The organism is Specibacter sp. RAF43, assembly GCF_052114065.1.
In the GTDB taxonomy this organism is placed as follows: Bacteria; Actinomycetota; Actinomycetes; order Actinomycetales; family Micrococcaceae; genus Specibacter.
The window spans coordinates 217425-237988 of record NZ_JBFREA010000004.1; the positions used below are offsets into that span (position 1 = coordinate 217425).

The 20564-nt window shown below is 68.3% G+C and carries 19 protein-coding genes and 2 pseudogenes; 15 read left to right on the forward strand and 6 right to left on the reverse strand.

Going from position 1 to position 20564, the window contains the following annotated elements; genetic code table 11:
* Positions 1 to 243 precede the first annotated feature (243 nt).
* The gene (locus tag AB4Y80_RS04225; RefSeq protein WP_442212118.1) at positions 244 to 906 is read right to left on the reverse strand and encodes a TetR/AcrR family transcriptional regulator; all 663 of its coding nucleotides are present in this window, start codon (positions 904 to 906) and stop codon (positions 244 to 246) included.
* On the opposite strand from AB4Y80_RS04225, the gene AB4Y80_RS04230 reads away from it, so the two are divergent.
* The 5 genes and pseudogenes from AB4Y80_RS04230 to AB4Y80_RS04250 all read left to right on the forward strand — a co-directional run bounded on the left by AB4Y80_RS04230 (position 905) and on the right by AB4Y80_RS04250 (position 3719).
* Positions 905 to 1765, forward strand: coding sequence for an oxidoreductase (locus tag AB4Y80_RS04230; protein ID WP_442212084.1), 861 nt, complete (start codon positions 905 to 907; stop codon positions 1763 to 1765). The genes AB4Y80_RS04225 and AB4Y80_RS04230 overlap by 2 nt on opposite strands.
* A 355-nt stretch (positions 1766 to 2120) precedes the next feature.
* Positions 2121 to 2412, forward strand: a pseudogene (locus AB4Y80_RS04235) (LexA family protein); the annotation flags it as partial.
* An 11-nt stretch (positions 2413 to 2423) separates the two neighbouring features.
* Positions 2424 to 2686 (forward strand): annotated as a pseudogene (locus AB4Y80_RS04240) (Y-family DNA polymerase); the annotation flags it as partial.
* A 521-nt stretch (positions 2687 to 3207) separates the two neighbouring features.
* Positions 3208 to 3456 carry a type II toxin-antitoxin system Phd/YefM family antitoxin gene (locus AB4Y80_RS04245; protein WP_442212086.1) on the forward strand — a complete coding sequence of 83 codons (249 nt, stop codon included), beginning with the start codon at positions 3208 to 3210 and terminating at the stop codon, positions 3454 to 3456.
* A complete protein-coding gene (locus tag AB4Y80_RS04250; protein ID WP_442212088.1) occupies positions 3453 to 3719 on the forward strand; it encodes a Txe/YoeB family addiction module toxin in 267 nt (88 codons plus the stop codon). The genes AB4Y80_RS04245 and AB4Y80_RS04250 overlap by 4 nt, the downstream gene beginning before the upstream one ends.
* Before the next feature lie 444 nt (positions 3720 to 4163).
* Here AB4Y80_RS04250 and AB4Y80_RS04255 read toward each other — a convergent pair whose 3' ends face one another.
* The gene (locus AB4Y80_RS04255; RefSeq protein WP_442212089.1) at positions 4164 to 4598 is read right to left on the reverse strand and encodes a DUF5956 family protein; all 435 of its coding nucleotides are present in this window, start codon (positions 4596 to 4598) and stop codon (positions 4164 to 4166) included.
* Between the two features lie 710 nt (positions 4599 to 5308).
* Between AB4Y80_RS04255 and AB4Y80_RS04260 the strand changes: the two genes are divergently transcribed.
* Positions 5309 to 5758 (forward strand): hypothetical protein, encoded by a 450-nt coding sequence (locus AB4Y80_RS04260; protein WP_442212090.1) that lies wholly within the window; start codon positions 5309 to 5311, stop codon positions 5756 to 5758.
* Positions 5755 to 6060, forward strand: a complete 306-nt coding sequence (locus AB4Y80_RS04265; protein WP_442212091.1) for a winged helix-turn-helix domain-containing protein — start codon at positions 5755 to 5757, stop codon at positions 6058 to 6060. The genes AB4Y80_RS04260 and AB4Y80_RS04265 overlap by 4 nt, the downstream gene beginning before the upstream one ends.
* Here AB4Y80_RS04265 and AB4Y80_RS04270 read toward each other — a convergent pair.
* Positions 6057 to 6425, reverse strand: a complete 369-nt coding sequence (locus AB4Y80_RS04270) for a hypothetical protein (protein WP_442212092.1) — start codon at positions 6423 to 6425, stop codon at positions 6057 to 6059. The genes AB4Y80_RS04265 and AB4Y80_RS04270 overlap by 4 nt on opposite strands.
* Positions 6426 to 6679: 254 nt before the next feature.
* Here AB4Y80_RS04270 and AB4Y80_RS04275 point away from each other — a divergent pair, with 254 nt between their 5' ends.
* The 5 genes from AB4Y80_RS04275 (at position 6680) to AB4Y80_RS04295 (ending at position 11334) form a co-directional block, all read left to right on the forward strand.
* Positions 6680 to 7417, forward strand: a complete 738-nt coding sequence (locus AB4Y80_RS04275; RefSeq protein ID WP_442212093.1) for a response regulator transcription factor — start codon at positions 6680 to 6682, stop codon at positions 7415 to 7417.
* Positions 7408 to 8985 carry a HAMP domain-containing sensor histidine kinase gene (locus tag AB4Y80_RS04280; RefSeq protein ID WP_442212094.1) on the forward strand — a complete coding sequence of 526 codons (1578 nt, stop codon included), beginning with the start codon at positions 7408 to 7410 and terminating at the stop codon, positions 8983 to 8985. Before AB4Y80_RS04275 ends, AB4Y80_RS04280 begins: the two co-directional genes overlap by 10 nt.
* Before the next feature lie 44 nt (positions 8986 to 9029).
* Positions 9030 to 9671, forward strand: a complete 642-nt coding sequence (locus AB4Y80_RS04285; RefSeq protein WP_442212095.1) for a hypothetical protein — start codon at positions 9030 to 9032, stop codon at positions 9669 to 9671.
* 73 nt (positions 9672 to 9744) lie between these two features.
* Positions 9745 to 10479: a YcnI family copper-binding membrane protein gene (locus AB4Y80_RS04290; protein WP_442212097.1), complete on the forward strand. Its 735-nt coding sequence runs from the start codon at positions 9745 to 9747 to the stop codon at positions 10477 to 10479.
* A 153-nt stretch (positions 10480 to 10632) separates the two neighbouring features.
* A complete protein-coding gene (locus tag AB4Y80_RS04295) occupies positions 10633 to 11334 on the forward strand; it encodes a DUF4232 domain-containing protein (protein ID WP_442212098.1) in 702 nt (233 codons plus the stop codon).
* A 41-nt stretch (positions 11335 to 11375) separates the two neighbouring features.
* Here the strand turns inward: AB4Y80_RS04295 and AB4Y80_RS04300 are convergent, their stop codons facing one another.
* Entirely contained in the window at positions 11376 to 11945 is a 570-nt protein-coding gene (locus AB4Y80_RS04300; protein WP_442212099.1) for a hypothetical protein, read from the reverse strand.
* A 212-nt stretch (positions 11946 to 12157) separates the two neighbouring features.
* Here AB4Y80_RS04300 and AB4Y80_RS04305 point away from each other — a divergent pair, with 212 nt between their 5' ends.
* Entirely contained in the window at positions 12158 to 17026 is a 4869-nt protein-coding gene (locus AB4Y80_RS04305) for an ATP-dependent helicase (RefSeq protein ID WP_442212119.1), read from the forward strand.
* Positions 17019 to 17849: an Fpg/Nei family DNA glycosylase gene (locus AB4Y80_RS04310; RefSeq protein ID WP_442212100.1), complete on the forward strand. Its 831-nt coding sequence runs from the start codon at positions 17019 to 17021 to the stop codon at positions 17847 to 17849. The genes AB4Y80_RS04305 and AB4Y80_RS04310 overlap by 8 nt, the downstream gene beginning before the upstream one ends.
* A gap of 37 nt (positions 17850 to 17886) precedes the next feature.
* On the opposite strand, the gene AB4Y80_RS04315 is transcribed toward AB4Y80_RS04310, so the two are convergent.
* Positions 17887 to 19077, reverse strand: coding sequence for an MFS transporter (locus AB4Y80_RS04315; protein ID WP_442212101.1), 1191 nt, complete (start codon positions 19075 to 19077; stop codon positions 17887 to 17889).
* Positions 19078 to 19184: 107 nt separating this feature from the next.
* On the opposite strand from AB4Y80_RS04315, the gene AB4Y80_RS04320 reads away from it, so the two are divergent.
* Entirely contained in the window at positions 19185 to 20111 is a 927-nt protein-coding gene (locus AB4Y80_RS04320) for a pseudouridine synthase (RefSeq protein ID WP_442212102.1), read from the forward strand.
* A gap of 131 nt (positions 20112 to 20242) precedes the next feature.
* Here AB4Y80_RS04320 and AB4Y80_RS04325 read toward each other — a convergent pair whose 3' ends face one another.
* A complete protein-coding gene (locus AB4Y80_RS04325) occupies positions 20243 to 20548 on the reverse strand; it encodes a hypothetical protein (protein ID WP_442212103.1) in 306 nt (101 codons plus the stop codon).
* Between the last annotated feature and the right edge of the window lie 16 nt (positions 20549 to 20564).

Here is a 20564-nt window from a genome sequence, read left to right on the forward strand (position 1 = left end):
CCCGCGGCGGGATCCCCAGTGAAACGAGCCCCACACCATCGTCGGTCAGTCGAAACCCGCTCCGCAGACTATTCCCCTTGCGGGCAGGATTTGGACAGAGCCGGGGCGCGGTCGGCCGGCTCTATGCGGGTCCATTCACCATCCGACTTGCGGAACACTCGATCCCTGGCGGCAACCCGTGCTCCGGCAATGCTGCTCGCCGGTGTCGACTTGCGCTTACGTCGTGATGCCTATTTGGCTTCGCTACCTTACCCGCGCTAGCACGGTATCGACGGCCCGCGCCAACTCGTCTTCGACGTCGGTCCAGTCACGGCTCAGCTCGCGCGCAAGGCGTGGAAAGCGGTCCAGGATGGCGCTAGATAGCCAGGCCGGCAGCTGCTGGGTCTCGGGTGTCGGCGATGGGCTGAGGGTGGCAAATGCGCGCGCCAATGAGTCGAGCAGAAGTGCGATGTGCATTGGATCGGGAACCGCGCCCCGGTCGAGATTGAGCAGAAGCGAATTCATCCAGTGAAGCCGATTCGGATGACGGGGCATGCCGCTTACTTGGACATCAGCCAACCATCTATGGTGCACATATCGCAGCCACAGTTCGCGGACCCATATTTGCGCCCCCTTTTTCCAGTCTTGGTCGTCGAGATTCGGCGGCGGGCCAATCGCCTGATCCGTCATCAGATCAATTAACGCGTCCTTCGAATCAACATACCGATAAAGGGCAGTTGTCGTCAGCTCAAGCCGGTTGGCCAATTTCGCCAAGGACACCGAGGGCAAACCCTCGACATCAGCCAGCCGACAGGCGGCAGTGGTGACTTCCCGAACGGTGAATCGAGCCTGCGGTCCTCGCTTCGCCGGATCCGCAACCCCCCATACCAACCGCAGTGTTCGATCATCAACCCGTTGACTGTGCATGATGTTCACAGTACAGTACAAAACTGTGAACACCATAAACAGTAAAAATGAAACAGTTCTCATTACCGGCGCATCATCTGGACTGGGCGCTCGAACGGCTCAGCTCCTTGTTGACCGCGGCTATCGGGTAGCTGGTGCAGCTCGTCGAATCGACTTGGTCAAGAAAATGCCCAACGTTGTCCCCATCCATCTGGATCTCACCGACGAAGCAAGCATCAGCGACGCAGCGCAGGAGGTCGAGGCGGAATGTGGGCCTATCGGCGTCCTCATCAACGATGCCGGCTACGGAGAATTTGGATCAATCGAGGAAACCCCCATCGCCCAAGCGCGACGTCAGTTCGACGTGAATGTATTCGGTCTTGCCTCCCTCACGCAGCGAGTCATGGGCCCGATGCGCGAAGCGGGCAGGGGCCGAATCGTGAACGTTTCGAGCCTTGCCGGTGAGTTCAGTTCACCCCTTGGAGGCTGGTACCACGCATCGAAATTCGCCCTCGAAGCGCTCTCGGACAGCCTGCGAGCGGAACTTCGGCCTTTTGGAATCGACGTAACCGTGGTTCAACCCGGACCAGTGCGAACCGCCTGGCACGAGGAGGCAATGCGGTCGCTGGAAGCTTCCTCCGGCGATGGACCCTATAGGGATATGGCGGCCGCCGTGGCTAATTATCACCGCAGAATACAAGGAAAGAGCATTACAAGTGATGTCGATTCAGTGGCCGCGGTGCTAGTGGAAGCAGCTACAACGGAGCACCCTCGCACGCGTTACCGGGTCGGGCGCGGATCCTCGACGGCTGTGGCCATAAGCCGACTGCCCGACCGGATGTTTGACGCGATGACTCGGTCGCAGTTCGGCATTCAATGAGCCCACGAGGTGGTGGTGCAACGCCCTCGCCCAAGTGCTTCTGACGGACGGGCGTTTACGCTTGGACGGTCTCCTGATGCGAGGTCGCCGACGCTCCGCCCGGCACCAAATTCGATTCCCGACAGGTTCCCCTTACGGGCGCTCAATGACGTGTTGACTTCGCAAATAGCTGGATCTCTCCTTTGCAATATTAAGCTGACTGGGTGAACACCTGCCTCAGCCCAAAGTGTACGTATTCCGTCTTCTGAAGCGTTCCGTAGCAACGCAGTTCCTCCCAAAGGCGCTTGAAATGGCGTAAGGAAACCGTGCGGCTACTCAACGACAAACCGGGCAGAACAGGCACTTTCTACAGAGAATGATCAAGGATGTTACCAGCACGTACATTGGGCGGATTTCGGGTGCTTCCATGGAGGGGCCGGCATTAGCGACGGCGACGAGCTGATCGTCAACCGCGCCCTGGAACCCAAGGACGGAAACAAAGTCGTGGCGGTGCTGGATAGGGAGCTGACAGTCAAAAGGCTGAGCATCACCTCTACTGGCGTGGTGCTGCAAGCCGCGAACCCTGATCACCCGGACATCCGGATACCGGAGCTGAGCTCCCTGAATATCTGGGGACTGGCACTGTGGCGCTTCACCACCTCCCGTAGAACCTGCCACCATGGAGCAAGTCCAAGAGGCGTTCGACCCGTCGCTGGAAAACGCGCATTGGTTGTCTTGAGCAACAATGACGATTGCGTGGTCACCAGGACAGCCGAAGCCAAGGCCCTGGGAATCCAAATGGGCGAACCCTGGTTCACGCTTGCACCCAGGGCCAAAGCGTGGAACCTGGTCGTCAAGTCCCGCAATTACGAGCTGTACGGTGACATATCCCAGAGGGTCATGATCCTCCTGGGAAGGTTCGGCCACGAAGTCGAAATCTATATTCTGTACCCTAAAACCTATTGTTGGAAGGCTGACTGGCTGATCCTTCACTGGAGTTGATCTCGAGAGAGTGGCTTGCGCTGTGTGCGACTCAGCGGCACTTCTCAGCGAAGTTTTCCAAAAGATTGGCAGCCCCAAAGAAGCCTTCAGGGGCCGTCATCCATCGCAAAAAGAACCGCCCGCGACCAGATCCGAGTGGCCATCTACCTACGCAAGCAGCAATTCCCGCCGTCAACGATGTCCCGACACATCTGTCAACGATGTCCTGAAACCGGACACCACCATCACCGCCAATCGGCAAGGCCCCCGCTCCCCCTTGTTTATAAGGGAAGTAGAGGCCTTTGCTTTGCCCGGAATGGGCTAGTTGGCAAAGAATTGGCAATGCTTTCCTGCAGCGCGCTCTCCCAGCTGCCAGCCGTTCCCTAGGTAGACGGACATCCTGAGATGAACCGGCCGGAACCCTGGCACTTCAGGCCTGAACCGAAAAGTAGTACCATATCTTGTACAACTAGGAGGATGTCATGGCAATCACCACAAGCGAGGCCCGGCGCGACCTCTTTGGCCTCATCGAGCGCGTCAACCTCGATCAGACCGAGGTCGAGATCACGTCCCGGCGTGGATCTGCCGTGCTGATGTCCAAGGACGAGTTCGACGCCCTCGTGGAGACCAGCTACCTGCTGCGCAGCCCCGCGAACGCCCAGCGCCTGCTCTCCGCTCTCAGCTCAGCCCGTGAGGGCAACGTTGCCGAACATGGGCTCATCGCCCCTTGAACGGGCGCAAACTCGCGTGGACAACCGAAGGGTGGGAAGACTACCTGTACTGGCAGACCCAGGACAGGAAGACCCTTAAACGCATCAACACCCTCATCGAGGACATCCTCCGAGATGACCCGTTCGACGGGATCGGTAAACCGGAGGCATTGAAGCACGCCCTAGCCGGCGTCTGGTCGCGGCGCATCGACGAGGCCAACCGGCTGGTCTACATCGCCGACGACAAGTACGTCACCATCCTGCAAGCCCGCTACCACTACTGACCCGGGCCATGGCTCGGTCCCTGAAGCCCAGACGGCAGAGCACCGATCTTCAGGCTTTGCGCGTCCTGGCCTAGGAGCACTCCACCGGAACTGTCACTGTTGACGGCGCAGCCCAGCTTAAGTTGCTGTCCCATAACGACCAGGAGTTCCTAATCGCCATCCAGATCAGCGTCCAGCCATTCATTGTAAAACTCAGCCGGAGATGTCATCGGCGTCCTGTCGTGCGCGGGGCGCGGCCACCAGCGCCAACCTTCAGTCTGCCACCAATAGTCCCGGACCATGCCTATGCCGAGATCGCCCCGAATATCTGTGAGGGGACCACACAGCCTGGAGCGTGTCCCGCAAAACGTTCCGTATCCAGGGCATTGGGATACGGCAACACCACTGAGTCACACACGGCCGGAAGCCCTCGCGGCTGGTCGGTGCAAACACATGTGGCCTGCCCTACCCGTTTCCATAAAGGCGAGCTACCGTTTCCAGCATTACCGGCAGCCATTCGGATGGGAGTACCGGGGCGGGCTTAAACGTATTGAGCTCCTCATTGATGCGGTCGAAAAAATCCTTGCCGGAAGGACAGCTGTCGGGCACCCGGATCAGCCATACCCATCCCCGGGGCCGCGCCGGTATCCCCGCCTCGGCCAGGTATTCGTCGATGGAGTCATCGACCAGCACGCGGTCGGCGCGCGAGAACGGTTCCTCGGAACTCGCGGAGAATCCAGCCCGTTCCACTGTGACCATCACGGTCCGTCCCTCGTCAGCTAATGGCCGCCGGGCCAGGTCGCCGCCGGCCGCCCAGCCGATCATGGCGCCCCAACCGTTCTCATCCAGCACGGCCCAACGGTCCGATCCCTTCTCAATGACTGTTGCGTCAGCCCACATCGTGCCTCCTTTTTCGGTGACTCTACGCGAGTGCGCCCCGTCAGTGGACCGGCGAGGCGCACCCGCGGTTGGTTTAGCATCCCGAGGTCCCGCGTCCGACATTTCATCGCGTGGATGAGTTCTTCGGTCACATCGTTCCAGACCAGCACCACGAGCTCCAACAACCGACCTCCCGTATCGAACCCGAGCCGAAGAAGCGGCGTGGGTCTCCATCGTCCAGCGGCACTAAGACGAGCGGCCACGAAGCCGCCTCGATCCCATCCTCGTCGCTGACCCGGTGCTTGCGGGCGGAGCCGCGAATGATCATGTGGTGGTGCTGCGTGTTCTGCTTGCGCCCAGGTCGACAGTGCAGCGCGGAACGCCTCGGAACCGTTCAGGTGCTCGGTCTCAGCACGCGCCATGACTGCCGCAAGCTCCTCGGTGGTCAACCGCACGGGGACGACCAGGGACGCCTGTGCGCCCCGGGCGGGACGCCCCATCCGAGTCTTCAGTGTTTCGACGTCGTAGCCCGCCTCGGCTTCCTCGACCCACTCGTCGATCTCGGCCTTCGAGACTGGCTGCCCGTGCATCTTTCGCTCCATACAAACAATCGCATTACGAATTGGAGCCTCTCAGGCAGCCAACCCTTCTCAGCCTTCACCGAAAGTACTTGACAAAATGGAAACTACTTTCATATTCTGGTCAATCAACCACCAACAAGAGGCCCCACCATGAACCAGAACGAGACGACGGACACGCCGTCGCCGGCGCAGGCGCAGGCACTCCTGGCCAGGGCCGATTCGATCGGCGCCACATCGACCAACGCCGCGGCGTGGCCGGTGGCCCTGCTCTTCACCAGCCTGGCGATCCTGGGTTCCATGCTGATGATCGGCCTGCAGATCGTCTCGGTCACCGGGTACGGAGCACCGCTGCTGGCCACGTCCGTGGGTATCTGGGCCACTGCGACTGCCTGCATCTGGCCCATGTTCCAGCGGTCGACCAAGGCCGGGTACACCAAGCGGTTCCTGACCTCCCTGATTGCCTACCTCGTCCTGTACGCGGTTGCGCTGGGCGTGGGAGTGAGCTTCTTCCGCGATGGCAACCTGTGGTTCTACATACCCGCCGCCATTGTCCTGGCCGGCGTCGGTCTGGCCGCAGCGTTCCGCGAACTGCGCGCATGACCACGTCCCCGGAGCATCCCCGGCACAGGCTCAATGAGCTCATTCACTCACCGGTCCGCTTTTCCATCATGGCTGCGCTGGCTGGTGCGGAATCTCTGGACTTCAAGGACCTCCGCGATGCCATCCAGATCAGTGATTCCCTCCTCAGTAAGCAACTGGCCGTGTTGGAAAAGGCCGGCTACCTGACGATCAAGAAGAGATTTGTCGGGAAAATGCCGCGAACCTCGGCGAGCCTGACCCCGGACGGACGCGACGCCTGGACCGGACACCTGCAGACCCTGCGGGACATTGCGGGCGGCTAAGGCGCTGTGATCTCCCACAAACTCGGCACGCGAAGGAACGGCATGTATTCGTGCCACCCCAAGAAGAATGAAAACACGGCATGGATGAGTGGGGCGGACAAGGCGGCAAGCACCAGGTACGCGGCCGTGCCCTTCCAGGCCATCCGGAAAACTAGGGGCGGCAGCAGGATTGTGGCGAGCGCGGGCAACGGGTAGTAAATCCACCACGGCAGGCCCAAGAGCAGCCCGTATTTCCCAAACAGCATGCCGGCGACCACAACGGTGAACGACACCGCGGCCACGGCCACCATCCGCCGGCGGAAGGCCGCCCGCCCGAGAACCAGGCGAAGGAGCAAGACGAACTCGACAAGCGATGCCGCAATCATGACAGGAAAGCGCCAGTCCGTTCCCATCCATCCCCCAAATATTCGTTCGGCGCCGCTACCTGCTGCGCCGCCATCCCCGCATCTTCTCGGGTCAGCGCATTCTAGTTCACAGGCCGAGGCTCCCCGGCCATAAGGGAAGCGGGCCGCTTGCCGATGAGAACGACAAGAATTGACGTTCCTTAGCCATCGTAAGACACAGGGAGCATTCAGGAAACACCCAGATAATTCGGGGACGGGGGCCAGACGATGGAGGCATGTCTCTTTCCCTCCCCGCTGCCGGCCCCGCCCCGCTGACCCGCCCCGGCGGCGAGCCGATCCGGGCTTTGGTGGTCGATGACGAACCCGAGCTGGCCGACCTCATGCGGCTGGGGTTGAAGCTGGCCGGCTGGACCACGGCCGTCGCGCACGACGGCCACGCCGCGCTCCGCACGGCCCGGCAATTCCGCCCCGACGTGCTGGTGCTCGACGTCATGATGCCCGGCATGGACGGCGTCGAGCTGCTCGGGCGTCTGCGCACCATCTACCCGCAGATCCCGGCCCTGTTCCTCACGGCCAAGGACGCGGTGGAGGACCGGCTGACCGGGCTGACCGCCGGCGGCGACGACTACGTGACCAAGCCGTTCAGCATGGAGGAGGTGCTGCTGCGCCTGCACCGGATCGTCCAGCGGGCCGGCGTCACGGCGCCAATTTCCAGCGAGCTGACCGTGGGGGACTTGGTCCTAGACCGGGCAACCCGGGAGGTGTCCCGCGCCGGCACCGCCATCCCGCTCACCACCACCGAGTTTGAGCTCCTGCAATTCCTGATGGAAAACCCCCGCCATGTCATGAGCAAGAGCCGCATCCTGGAGCGGGTCTGGGACTACGACTTTGGCGGACAGAGCAACATCGTGGAGCTGTACATCTCCTACCTGCGCAAGAAGATCGACGCCCGCCGCGACCCCATGATCCACACCGTCCGCGGCGCCGGCTACGTCATCAAGCCATGCGTTTGACCGGCCGCCTGCGGGCCGCGGCCAGGCGGGTCCTCGAGCCGGGTTTGTGGCATTTGCGCACCCGCCTGGTGGCCATGATGATGGCGCTGCTCACCGTCATCTGCGTCCTGGTCGGCATGGTCAGCTACACCGCCATGAGCGTGTCCCTCAACGGCCAGGTCGACTCCCAGCTGCGCGAGGCCGCGGTGCGCACCAACCAGTTCAACGCGAACCCGCCCGACGGGCCCGCCACCAACCCGCGCGACCCCCTGAACGCGCGGGCCACCGGCCCGGGCCAGCTCAACGCCATCCTCAGCGGCGGCTACCTGGTGACCGGCGGCATCCTCTCCCCCACCGGCACCCGCCAGCAGCTCACCAATGCCGATGCCCAGATCCTGGCCGGCCTGCCCGCCGGCGGCGTCCTCGCCGACAAGTCGCTCTCGATCGGTGACTACCGCCTCCAAGCAGTCGGGATTCCCAACGGGAACATCCTGATCACCGGGCTCCCCCTGGGCGCCGTGGAGCGCACGCTGACCCGGCTGGTGCTCACCATTGTGCTGGTCTCCCTGGGGGGCCTGTGCGTGCTGGGCCTGGCCGGGACGTTCCTGATCCGGCGCAGCATGAAGCCGCTGGAACAGCTCTCCGGCGTGGCCACCAAGGTGGCGCATTTGCCGCTCGACGCCGGAGAGGTCGCCCTGAGCGTGCGGGTCCCGGACAGTGCCGCCCGCCCGGGGACGGAGGTGGGCAATGTGGGGCATGCGTTCAACAGCATGCTGGAGAACGTCGCCCACGCCCTCCAGGCCCGCCAGCGAAGTGAAACCAAGGTGCGCCGGTTCGTCGCCGACGCCAGCCATGAGCTGCGCACGCCGCTGACCGCCATCCGCGGCTACGCCGAGCTGTTGCAAATGACGGAAGATTTGACCCCGGACGGCAAGACCTCCCTGGGTCGGGTCACGGCCCAGTCACTGCGCATGGGCCGGCTGGTGGAGGACCTGCTCACGCTGGCCCGGCTCGACGACGGCCGGCCCCCGAAGCTGCATGCGCTGGACGTCATGCCGCTGGTGGTGGAGGCGGTCAGCGACATTCGGGTGGGCGCGCCCGGCCACCACTGGACCTTTGACGTCCCGGATGGGCCGGTGACGGTCATGGGCGACGACGGCCAGCTCAAGCAGGTGCTCCTGAACCTGCTCGCCAACGCCGGCAAGCACACCCCCGAGGGGACCACCGTCGCCGCGTCGGTGGCGTACAACGGCGACGGGGCCGTCGTCGTGCGCGTCACCGACGACGGCCCGGGCATTGACCCGGACTTCCAAGAGACCATCTTCGACCGCTTTTCCCGCGCCGACCAGGCCCGCTCCGGCAGCGGCGGCAGCACCGGGCTGGGGCTGAGCATCGTCCAGGCGATCATGAGCGCGCACCACGGCAGCGTCGCGGTCACCAGCCGACCGGGCGAAACCTGCTTCACGCTGCGCCTGCCCGCCGCGACGACCCCGCCGGCGGTGGCACCGGCACTGTCACCGTCGGCACTGTCACCGTCGGCACAGGGTCAGGCCCCGGATCGGAACCGCCCGCATTCCTCGATAAGCTAGAGGCTCCAGCATTTTGGTGGAGTCCGGCCGTCGAAGGGAGTCAGATGCGAGTCAGCGCGTCTCCCTTCCGGCTGCTGCGCACCGTCCTCGTCGGCGCCACGATCGTCGGCCTGGCCGCCGGCGCCCACTTGGCCGCGGGCGGACACCTGCCCGCGCCGGGCATCATGGCGGCACTGGTGTCCCTGCATGTGCTGTGCTCCACCGTGGCCACGACGTTCCGGCTGACGCTGCCGGTCATGACCGGCCTGCTGGCCACCAGCCAACTGGTGCTGCACCAGGCCTTTGACTCGCTGTCCGTCGGGATTGCCGCGCCGGCCGCAGGCCTGTCCGCGGGCGGCACCATGAGCGGCCACTCCATGGCATCCCACGCGGATCCGGCACTGCTGCTGCACGCCGCGGCCTCCCTGGCGCCCGCCGGCCACGCCGACACGTCCGGCTGGATGCTCGCCGCCCACGTGGGGGCAACCCTGGCCACGGCATTTTTGCTCGCCCGGGGCGAGGCCGCCCTGTGGGCGCTGGCCGCCTGGCTCCGGCCGCTCTGCCGCGGCGCCGCCGTCGTGGCGCCCCTGCCCGCCCGGCAGTCCCGGCCGCCCGCAGTTCCGGCCCCGCTGCCGCGGCTGCCGTGGGGCAATATCCGCCCGGACACCCGCCGCGGCCCGCCGAGCGCCCGGGCCGTCCTCGCCTAGCACCCTTCGAAAAATTCGCGGGGTGTTCCCTCCCGTCATTTTGCGCTTTTTGGCGCGCTCGAAAGGTTTCTTCATGCGTTTGTCCCGCACTCTCAAGTCCACCCTCGCCCTCGGCGCCACCGCCGGCCTCATGACCCTGGGGCTCGGCGCCGCGTCCGCCCACGTCGAGGCCACCCCCTCCGAAACGGCCGCCGGTTCCTACTCGCTGGTGACGTTCTCCGTCGGCCACGGCTGCGACGGCTCCGCCACCACCAGCCTGAAAATCACCTTGCCGCAGGAGGTGAACAGCGCCACCCCCACGGTCAACCCGAACTGGTCCATCAGCGAGTCAACCGAGACGTTCAGCACCCCCCGCGTGCTTGCCGACGGCAGCAAGATCACCCACCGCACCAGCGCCATCACGTACACCGCCAAGACGCCGCTCGACGCCCACCAGCGCGACACGTTCACCCTGTCGCTGCAGGTGCCCGACGCCGCCGGGAAGACGCTTTACTTCCCCACCCTGCAGAGCTGTGAGAAGGGCACCACCGACTGGAAGGACATTCCCGCCGCCGGGCAGGGCGAGGACAGCGTCAAGGCGCCCGCCCCGTCCCTGGCCGTGACCGCCGCCGCCGCGACGACCGGGCACGGCCACGGTGCCGGGGATGCCGCGGGTGCCGCAGCATCCGACCAGGCCTCCGCCGACACCGCCGGCGCCTCCTGGCCGGCCTGGACCGGCCTAGGCGCCGGGCTGGCCGGGCTCGTGCTGGGCGGGCTCGCCTTCCTGCGCACCGGGCGCACCGGACGCACCGGGCGCACCAAGGCGTAGCCTCCGTCCGGTGAGGGGCCGCCCCGGCGGGCCCCTCACCGGCCGCCCTGGCGGGCCCCTCACCGGCCGCACGGCCGGGGGCCGGGCGGATTGCCCGGCGCCGCGCCGCCGGTGAGAGTTGACTCGGGCAATCATGCGCGAAAAGGTGAAGCCATGACGGCTCACCAGCGGCAATCCCCGGTCCATCGGGGCACTCGCCGCGCATCCATGTCCCCCGCCTCCTCGCCCCGCGACAAAAAACGGGCACCGGGCCGGGCCGGGGCGCTGGCACTGGCGGCCGTCGTCCTGGGCGCGGGCGTCGCCCTGACCGGATGCGGGCCGTCGACGTCGGCCGCGGTCACCACCGCCCCGGCGAGCACCGGCGGCGTCGCAACCCCCACGACACCCGGGACGACGCCGTCGAACACGTCCAGTGAAATCGCACCAACGGCCCAGGCGGCGCTGTGCACGGCCGCCATGCTGTCCGCCAGCCTGGACGACACGGGCGGCGGCGCCGCGGGCAGCATCTACCTGAAACTGATCGTGACGAACAAGTCCGCCGCCACCTGCCTCCTCGACGGGTACCCGGGCGTCTCCCTCGTCAAGGCCGGCCCGGACACGCCGCTCGGCGCCCCGGCCGACCGCGACGCGAAGGCGCCCTCCAGCGGCCCCATCGCCCTGGCCCCGGGCCGCAGTGCCACCGCGGTCCTGCAGTATTCGCAGGCCGGGAAATACCCGAACTGCCGGCAGGTGCAGGCCGACTCGATCATGGTCTATCCGCCCGGCGCGACGGACCGGTTGGTGATTGCCCGCCCGCTGACGGCCTGCAACAATGCCGGCGACCATCTGCTCACGATCGGCGCCTTCCAGCCCTGACCCGCCGAGCCGGCGGTACCGGCCGGCTACGGGGCGGCCGGCTACAGGCTGCGGGGAGGGTCCGGCTCGTATTCCTCAAAGAACCCGATGAATTCGGGGTCACTGTCCTGGGACTCCCGCCGCCGCCCGTACTTGAGCACGTACAGCCGATTGGCGGTGAAGGCCAGCACGGCCGCCGTCAACAGGTGCATGGCCCCGCCCCACACGTCCGCGTGGATCACCATGGCCAGGAAGCCGGCCAGCACGGTGGCGCCGCCGGCCGTCACCAGCAGGCGCAGCCGCTCAAGAATGCCGTACGCAATCAGCGTCCCGCCCAGCACCAACCACGGGCCGCAGCCGTGCAGAAACGGGAGCAGCGCGCTCACCATCACGCCCGCCACTGAGCCGCCGGCCAGGTACAGATAGTGGTTCCGCGGCGCCAGCCACCACGACGGGCTCCACCACAACCAACCCGCGCTGACCACGGCGGTGAGCAGGGTGCCCGCGGCAAAGGTCGCGGCGGTCGCCCCATTGCCGCGCCCGGCCATCATGCTCACGGCCCCGGCGGTCAGGAACAGCAGCGACAGGCAGAGGACGGGGAGCCAGTTATTGCCAATGTGGCGCTGGCGCATCACCCCTCCGTTCCCTGCCATGTAGTCGTGGATCGCTGCCCGGGCGCGATCAAACCGCAGGGAACAGCAACGGCAACCATTGCCATTCCTAATCGTTAGATTACCGCGCCGCCGCGACACTTTTGCGCCCGAGGGCCCAACAGCGCACACCGTGGCTTTGGCCGGGCGAAAATGTCGGCCCGGTGCGGCATGATGGAGCGGTGCACGCAAAGTTGAATCCGGACCCCCTGAGCCTGTTCGCGGCGCCCACCCGCGAATGGTTTCTCGGTGCATTCGGGGCCCCCACCCCGGCCCAGTCGGGGGCCTGGGAGGCCATTGCCGGGGGCGCACATTCCCTGGTGGTGGCGCCCACCGGCTCCGGCAAGACCCTCGCGGCATTCCTGTGGGCCCTGGACGGCCTCGCCGCCGGTGAGCGGACGACGCCGGCGGCGGCCGGGACCGTTACAGGCGACGCGCCCGCCGCCGGGTCCGCGACCGGGACCGAGGCGGCGGCCGGGACCCGGGTCCTGTACATCTCACCGCTGAAGGCGCTGGGCGTCGATGTGGAACGCAATCTGCGTGCGCCGTTGATCGGCATCACCCAAACCGCCAAGCGCCTGGGACTGCCGGCCCCGCACATCAGCGTTGGCGTGCGGTCCGGGGACACCCCGGCCAGCGAACGCCGCCGGCTGCTCAGCCATCCGCCGGACATCCTGATCACCACGCCCGAGTCCCTGTTCCTCATGCTCACCTCCAAGGCCCGGGAGACGCTCTCCGAGGTGCGCACCGTGATCGTCGACGAGGTCCACGCCGTGGCCGGCACCAAACGCGGCGCCCACCTGGCCGTTTCCCTGGAGCGGCTGGACGCGCTGCTCGCCACGCCCGCCCAGCGGATCGGCCTCTCCGCCACGGTGGAACCGCGCGAAACCGTGGCCCGGTTCCTGGGCGGCTCGGCCCCCGTGACCATCGTTGCCCCGGCCAGCACCAAGAACTGGAACCTGGCCGTGACGGTGCCGGTGGAGGACATGACGGAACTGCCGGCCCTGGCCGCCGCGCACAACGGCGGCCCCAACCCGGCGCCCGCCTCCGGCCTGCAGCCCAACGCCTCCATCTGGCCGCATGTGGAGGAGAAGATCGTCGACCATGTGCTGGCCAACAACTCCACCATCGTGTTCGCCAACTCCCGCCGCCTGGCCGAACGGCTCACCGGGCGCCTGAACGAGATCTACCTCGAACGGCTCGAACTCGCCGCCACGCCGACCACCCCGGACGACGCCGTTGCCGCCACCGCGGAACCGTGGCGGACCGCCGCGTTCCCGGCCCCGCCGGCCCGGCTGCCGGCCGAGCTGATGGCCCAGGCCGGCTCCGTGGCGGGGGCGGCAAACGTGCTGGCAAAGGCCCACCACGGCTCCGTGTCCAAGGAGCAGCGGGCGCTCATCGAGGATGACTTGAAGTCCGGGCGGCTGCGCTGTGTGGTGGCCACCTCCAGCCTGGAGCTCGGCATCGACATGGGCGCCGTGGACCTGGTCATCCAGGTGGAATCCCCGCCGTCGGTGGCCAGCGGCCTGCAGCGGGTGGGCCGGGCCGGGCACCAGGTGGGCGAGATCTCCCAGGGCGTCCTGTTTCCCAAGCACCGGGCGGATCTGCTGCACTCCGCCGTCACGGTCGAGCGCATGCTGGCCGGGCAGATCGAGCCGCTGTTCATCCCGGCCAACCCGCTGGACATCCTGGCCCAGCAAACCGTCGCCGCCACGGCGCTGGGCGGCATCGACGTCGACGACTGGTTTGAGACCGTCCGGCGCAGCGCCCCGTTTGCCGCGCTCCCCCGCTCGGCGTACGACGCCACGCTGGATCTGCTGGCCGGGCGCTACCCATCGGATGAGTTTGCCGAGCTGCGCCCGCGCATCATCTGGGACCGGACGGGCGGGATCATCACCGGCCGGCCCGGCGCCCAGCGGCTGGCCGTCACCTCGGGCGGGACCATCCCGGACCGGGGGCTGTTCGGCGTGTTCATCGTGGGCTCCGACGGCCCGGGCGCGGGGGTTTCGCCGGGCGCGGCCACCGCCAAGGGCGGGCGCCGGGTGGGTGAGCTCGACGAGGAGATGGTGTACGAGTCCCGGGTGGGCGACGTCTTTGCCCTGGGCGCCACGAGCTGGAAGATCGAGGACATCACCTTCGACCGGGTGCTGGTCACCCCGGCGTTCGGCCAGCCCGGCAAGCTGCCGTTCTGGAAGGGCGACTCCCTGGGCCGCCCCGTGGAGCTGGGCCGGGCGCTGGGTGCGTTCATCCGCGAGCTCAGCGCGGCCCCCCGGGAGGCTGCCCTGGAACGGTGCCGGGCCACCGGGCTGGACAACTGGGCGGCCAACAACCTGCTCGGCTACCTCGACGAGCAAAAGGCCGCCACCTCCCAGGTTCCCGACGACAAGACCCTCATGGTGGAACGCTTCCACGACGAGCTCGGCGACTGGCGCGTGGTCCTGCACAGCCCGTTCGGCATGCCCGTCCATGCCCCGTGGGCCCTGGCCGTCGCCGCCCGGCTGCACGAGCGCTACGGGCTGGACGGCTCCGCCATGGCCTCCGACGACGGCATCGTGCTGCGGGTGCCCATGATGGACGACGAGCCGCCCGGCGCCGAGCTGTTCCTCTTTGACCCCGACGAGCTCGACGGCATCGTCACGGCCGAGGTGGGCGGCTCCGCCCTGTTTGCCAGCCGCTTCCGCGAATGCGCGGCCCGGGCGCTGCTGCTGCCGCGGCAAAATCCGGGCAAGYGCTCGCCGTTGTGGCAGCAGCGCCAGCGCTCGGCCCAGCTGCTGGACGTGGCGCGGAAGTACCCGCAGTTCCCCATCGTCCTGGAGACCGTGCGCGAATGCCTCCAGGACGTCTATGACCTGCCCGCGCTGAAGGACATCGCGGCCGGGATCGGGCGGCGCGAGGTGCGGATCGTGGAAACCACCACGGCGCAGCCGTCGCCGTTCGCCCGCGCGCTGCTGTTCGGCTATGTGGCCAGCTTCCTGTATGAGGGCGACTCGCCGTTGGCCGAGCGCCGCGCCGCCGCCCTGTCCCTGGACCCGGCGCTCCTGGATGAGCTGTTGGGCCGGGCCGAACTGCGCGAGCTCCTGGACCCGCAGGTCATCGCCGCCACGGAGGCCGAGTTGCAGCGCCTTTCCGGCGGCGGCCAAGGCACGGACCGGCGTGCCCGCGGCCTGGAAGGCGTGGCGGACCTGCTGCGGCTGCTCGGCCCGTTGACCGTCGCGGAGGTCACGGACCGGCTGCTCCCGGCCCCGGTGCACGACGACGGGCACGCCCCGGGCGCCGTCGGCCCGCCCTCCGGCCCGCCCACCGAGGCGGCCGCCGGTTTCCTGGCCGGGCTGGTCGCGGCGAACCGTGCCCTGCGGGTGAACATGGCCGGCGAGGCACGCTTTGCGGCGATCGAGGATGCCGCCCGGCTCCGCGATGCGTTGGGCATCCCGCTGCCCATGGGCGTGCCGCTGGCGTTCATCGAACCGGTGGCCGACCCCCTCGGGGACCTGCTGGGCCGCTACGCGCGCACCCACGGGCCCTTCACCGCGGCGGAAGCGGCGGCGCGGCTGGGACTGGGCGTCGCCGTCGTCCATTCCGGGCTGGCACGGCTGGCGGCGGACAAGCGGGTCTCCGAAGGCGAGTTCCGGCCCATCCCCGCCAGCTCCCCCCGCCCGCTCGCCGCGGGCCCGGGCCGTGAACCGGGCGGCGCCGAATGGTGCGACGTCGAGGTGCTGCGGCGGCTGCGCCGGCGGTCCCTGGCCGCGCTGCGGGCCGAGGTGGAGCCCGTGGACGCGGCCACCTTTGGCCGGTTCCTGCCCGCCTGGCAGCACGTGTCCGGCGCATCGGGGGCGCCGGCGCTGCGCGGCCTGGACGGGCTGCTGACCGTGGTCGACCAGCTGGCCGGGGCGCCGATTCCGGCCTCGGCGTGGGAGCCGCTGGTGCTGGCCCAGCGCGTGGCCGACTACAAACCGGCCATGCTCGACGAGCTGACCGCCACGGGCGAGGTGGTCGTCTCCGGCGCCGGCGCGCTGGGCGGCAATGACGGCTGGCTGAGCCTGCACCTGGCCGAATCCGCCGGGCTCACGCTCACCCCCGCGCCCGACTTTGCGCCCACCGGATTCCAGCAGCGGCTGCTGGACGGGCTGGCCGGCGGCGGCGCGTACTTCTTCCACCAACTGCGGGAGCTCGCGGCCGACGGCCCGGACCTGGTGCCGTCCGACGACGAGCTCAGCGCCGCGTTGTGGGAGCTGGTGTGGTCCGGGCGGATCACCAACGACACGTTCGCCCCGGTCCGGGCGCTACTCGCCGGCGGCCACACGGCGCACCGGCAGCGGCCCGAGCCGGCGCGGCTGCGGCCCGCGCGGGCCGGGCGCTACGGCAGGCTGCCGGGCCGGGCCGGGACCGCAGTGCGCGGCGCCCCGCCCGTGGGCGCGGGGCGGTGGAGCGCGCTACCGGCGGCCGAGGAACACACCACGGTGCGCAGCCACGCCCTCGCGGAGCTGTTCCTGGACCGGTACGGGGTGGTGACGCGCGGCTCCGTCATGAACGTTCCCGGCGGGTTCGCGCTGATGTACAAGGTGCTGGCGCGGCTGGAGGAAACGGGCAAGTGCCGGCGCGGGTACTTCATCGAGCATCTGGGGGCCGCCCAGTTCGCCGTGCCCGCCACGGTTGACCGGCTGCGCACCTTCAGCGAGGACGCCGCCTTGAATCCGCGCCCCCCGCAGGCCCTGGCGCTGGCCGCCACCGACCCCGCCAATCCCTACGGCGCGGCGCTGGCCTGGCCGCCGCTGGAGTCCGGCCACCGCCCGGGCCGGAAGGCCGGCGCGCTGGTGGTCATGGTCGACGGCGCCCTGGTCCTGTATGTGGAACGCGGCGGCAAGACGCTGCTGTGCTTCAGCGCGGACGACGCCGTGGTGTCCCTGGCTGCCGGGACACTGGTGCAGGTGGTCCGGCGCGGCGGCGTGGACAAGCTGGCCATGGAAAAGGTCAATGGCGCCGACATCCTGGACACGCCCCTGGCCGCGGCGCTGCTGGCCGCCGGTGCGTATTCCACGCCCCGCGGGGTGCGGATCCGTGCCTGAGGGCGACACCGTCTGGCGGCAGGCCCGGAACCTGGACGCCGCGCTGCGCGGGCGGGCGCTGACCGGGTGCGACTTTCGCGTGCCCGCGCTGGCCACCGTGGATTTCACCGGCCGGGTGGTGGCCTCGGTCCGCTCGCGCGGCAAGCACCTGCTCATGGCCGTCCACGAGCCCGCCGCGGCCTCGCCCGGGCACGTCATCCATTCCCACTTGGCCATGGAGGGGACCTGGGACATCTACCCCGCCGGTCCGGGCCGTGACCCTCGCTGGCGGCGCCCGGCCCACACGGCGCGGGCCGTGCTGCGCACGGAAGACGCCGTCGTCGTCGGCTATTCCCTGGGCACGCTGGAAGTGTGGACGGACGCGGAGGCGGGGCACGCCCTGGACCATCTAGGGCCGGACCTGCTCGGACCGGACTGGGATGCGCGGGAGGCGCTGCGCCGGCTCACCGCCGGCCCGGACCGGCCGGTGGGACTGGCCCTGCTGGACCAGCGGAACCTGGCCGGGATCGGCAATATCTACCGCAACGAGCTGTGCTTCCTGGGCCGCGTGCACCCGGAAACGCCCGTGGCCGGGGTGCCGGAACTGCCGCGGCTGGTGGAGCTGGCGAAGCGGCTGCTGGAGGCCAACAAGGACAGGCCCGGGCGCAGCACCACGGGCGGACCGGCCCGCGGCGACGCCGCCGTGTGGGTCTACGGCCTCGCCGGCCGGCCCTGCAAGCGCTGCGGCACCCTGATCCGGCACGGAAAACTGGCCGATCCAACCACCCCCACGCACGCCGCCCGGGACATCTACTTTTGCCCGCGCTGCCAGCCCGGGCCGTGACCGCGTCGGGCCGTGACCGCCGTCGGGGCACCGCGGCTCAGGGCGCGGGCGTCCCGGCCGGACCGGGCACGGCCGCCCGGACCGGACCTGCCGGCGCGGGGGCGCGCAGGAAGGCGGAGAGGAGCAGGGCGACCGCCGGCAGCCCGACCAGCGCCATGAGGGTGAAGTGCAGGCCCCGGGCATCGGCGAGGGTGCCGAGCACGGGGGTGAACAGCCCGCCCACGGTGACCGCCAGGCCCACCGTGACGCCGCTCGCCGTGCCCACCCGGTTGGGCAGGTAGTTCTGCCCCAGGATGACAAAGACGCTAAAGGGCACGAAGATGCCGATCCCGGTCAGCACGACAAAGACCAGCGCGACGCGCCAGTCCGGGGCCAGGACCAGCCCCACCATGGCGGGGATGCAGAAGGCGAAACCGTAGCGGATGACGACCATCGACCCGAAGCGGTCCGCGAGCCCGCCGCCCAGCAGCGTCCCGCACGCGCCGGCCGCCAGGAACGCGGTCAGGGCGGCCCCGCCAATCTCCGCCGACGTGCCCAGCTCGTGGATGAAGTACAGGGCGAGAAAGGAGCTCAACCCGAAAAAGACGATGGACCGCACCATGACGATGGTGGTCAGCTTCAGGAATTCCGGCCAGTTGTCCCGGCCCGAGGGCATGGTGGCCGGGCGGCGGGCACCCACGGGGCCATCGAGCACCGGGCCGAGCCGCTTCGCCAGGATCAACGCCATGACAATTGCGGGGAGCACCAACAAGGCGGTGCCCCGCAGGCCCAACCACAGCAGCACGGGCGTCGCCGCCAAGGTCCCGAGCGCGAACCCCACGTTGCCGCCCAGGGCAAAGATACTCATGCCGCGGTTGCTGTTGCCCGCGGCCCGGCGCGCGGCGCTGGCGGCGGACGGGTGGAAGGCCGCGATGCCGAGCCCGGAGATGGCGATCATCACCCAGGTGAGCGCATACCCGGGAAACAGGCCCGCGACGCCGACGCCGAGCGCCGCCGTCGCCATGCCGGCCGGGATCAGCCAGCGCCGGGGCTTGCGGTCGGTCCACACGCCGAAGGCGGGTTGGACGACGGAGGAGAGCATGGTCGCGGCCAGGGTCAACCCGGCCACGGCCGCATAGCTGTAGTGGCGTTCGGAGACCAGGAACGGGAGCATGGCCGGCACCACGCCCTGGTAGAAGTCGTCAACCATGTGCGCGGAGGACATCATCGCCACACCGCGCCGATTCACGAAGCCACCACCGTCCTTGCCCTGTCGATCCTTGCCTAATAGGTTCGGCATCCCCGGACCCCTGTCATGACATTACCCCAGCGGCCGGCAGGTACCCTTGAAGGGTGATGAAATCTCCCCTTCCCGTGCGCAACGGGGTCAACGCGACCCGCATGAGGATGCCGGAAGAGGGGCCCTGGGCCACGGCCATGGAGTACGTGCTGGACAGGTTCAACCACGTCGACCCGGCCGGCATTGTGGACCGTTTTGTCCGCGGCGAGGTCAAGGCACTTGGCGGCGAGACGGTCACCCCGGACACGCCGTTGAGCGAGCACGTCTTTATTTGGTACTACCGCGAACTGCCGGTGGAGGACCGCCTGCCGGTGGAGCTGTCCGTCCTGCACCAGGACGACAACCTGGTGGTCGTGGACAAGCCGCATTTCTTGCCCACCACCCCCGGCGGCATGTACGTGCAGGAATCCGCGCTGGTGCGCCTGCGCGTGCTGCTGGACCTGCCGGAGCTGGTGCCGATCCACCGGCTGGACCGCATGACGGCGGGCGTGCTGCTTTTTTCCGCCAACCCGGACACGCGCGGCAAGTACCAGCTGCTCTTTGAAAAGCGGCGCATCCGCAAGACCTACCGGGCCGTGGCGCCCGTCCGGGCGGACCTCGCTTTTCCGCTGGTGGTGCGCAGCCGCATGATCAAGTCGCGCACGTACCTGCTGGCCGAGGAAGTGACCGGCGAACCCAATGCCGAGACCCGGATCGAGCTGCTGGAGACGCGCACGGATCCGGCCACCGGCGACACGCTGGGCCTGTACGACCTCCAGCCGCTCACCGGCAAGACCCACCAGCTGCGCGTCCACCTGGCCGCGCAGGGCATCGGCATCCTCAACGACCCGTTCTACCCGATCCTGCGGGAGCAGGCCCCGGACGACTACACGAAACCGCTGCAGCTGCTGGCGCACAGCATCGCCTTCACCGACCCGCTCACGGGAGAACCGGCGTCGTACTCCTCCCGGCTGGCCCTCGCCGCCTTCCCCCACACGAACTAACTGCCCGGACTAACGCGCACGACCCGGACTTACGCGCACCGCACGAACTGACCCGCAAACGATGTCGAAAAATGACGAAAAATCGCTCATTTTCGACATCTATTGCGGGTCACTTCGTGGGGGCGGGGCGGTCAGAGGGGGAGCCACTTGCCGGCCGAACGGCGGAACGTGCGCAGCGCACCGGTCGTGGCCACCGTCTCCACGCCGTGCCGCAGGGACGCGGCGGCGTCGCGGGCGAGGCGGTTCTCGGCGTCGAACTCGCTCGCCTCCACCATGAACCGCACGGTGATCCGCGGCACGCCGGCCACGACGTCGAGCTGGTTCGCCTCCACCACATGGGCCGCACCGACCACCGCCACGGCCATGTCCATGACTTCCGCGGGGGCATGGCCGGGGCGCAGCCCGGTGACCTGGATGGTGGCGCGAAAAGAGGGCATTGCCCCATCTTAACGG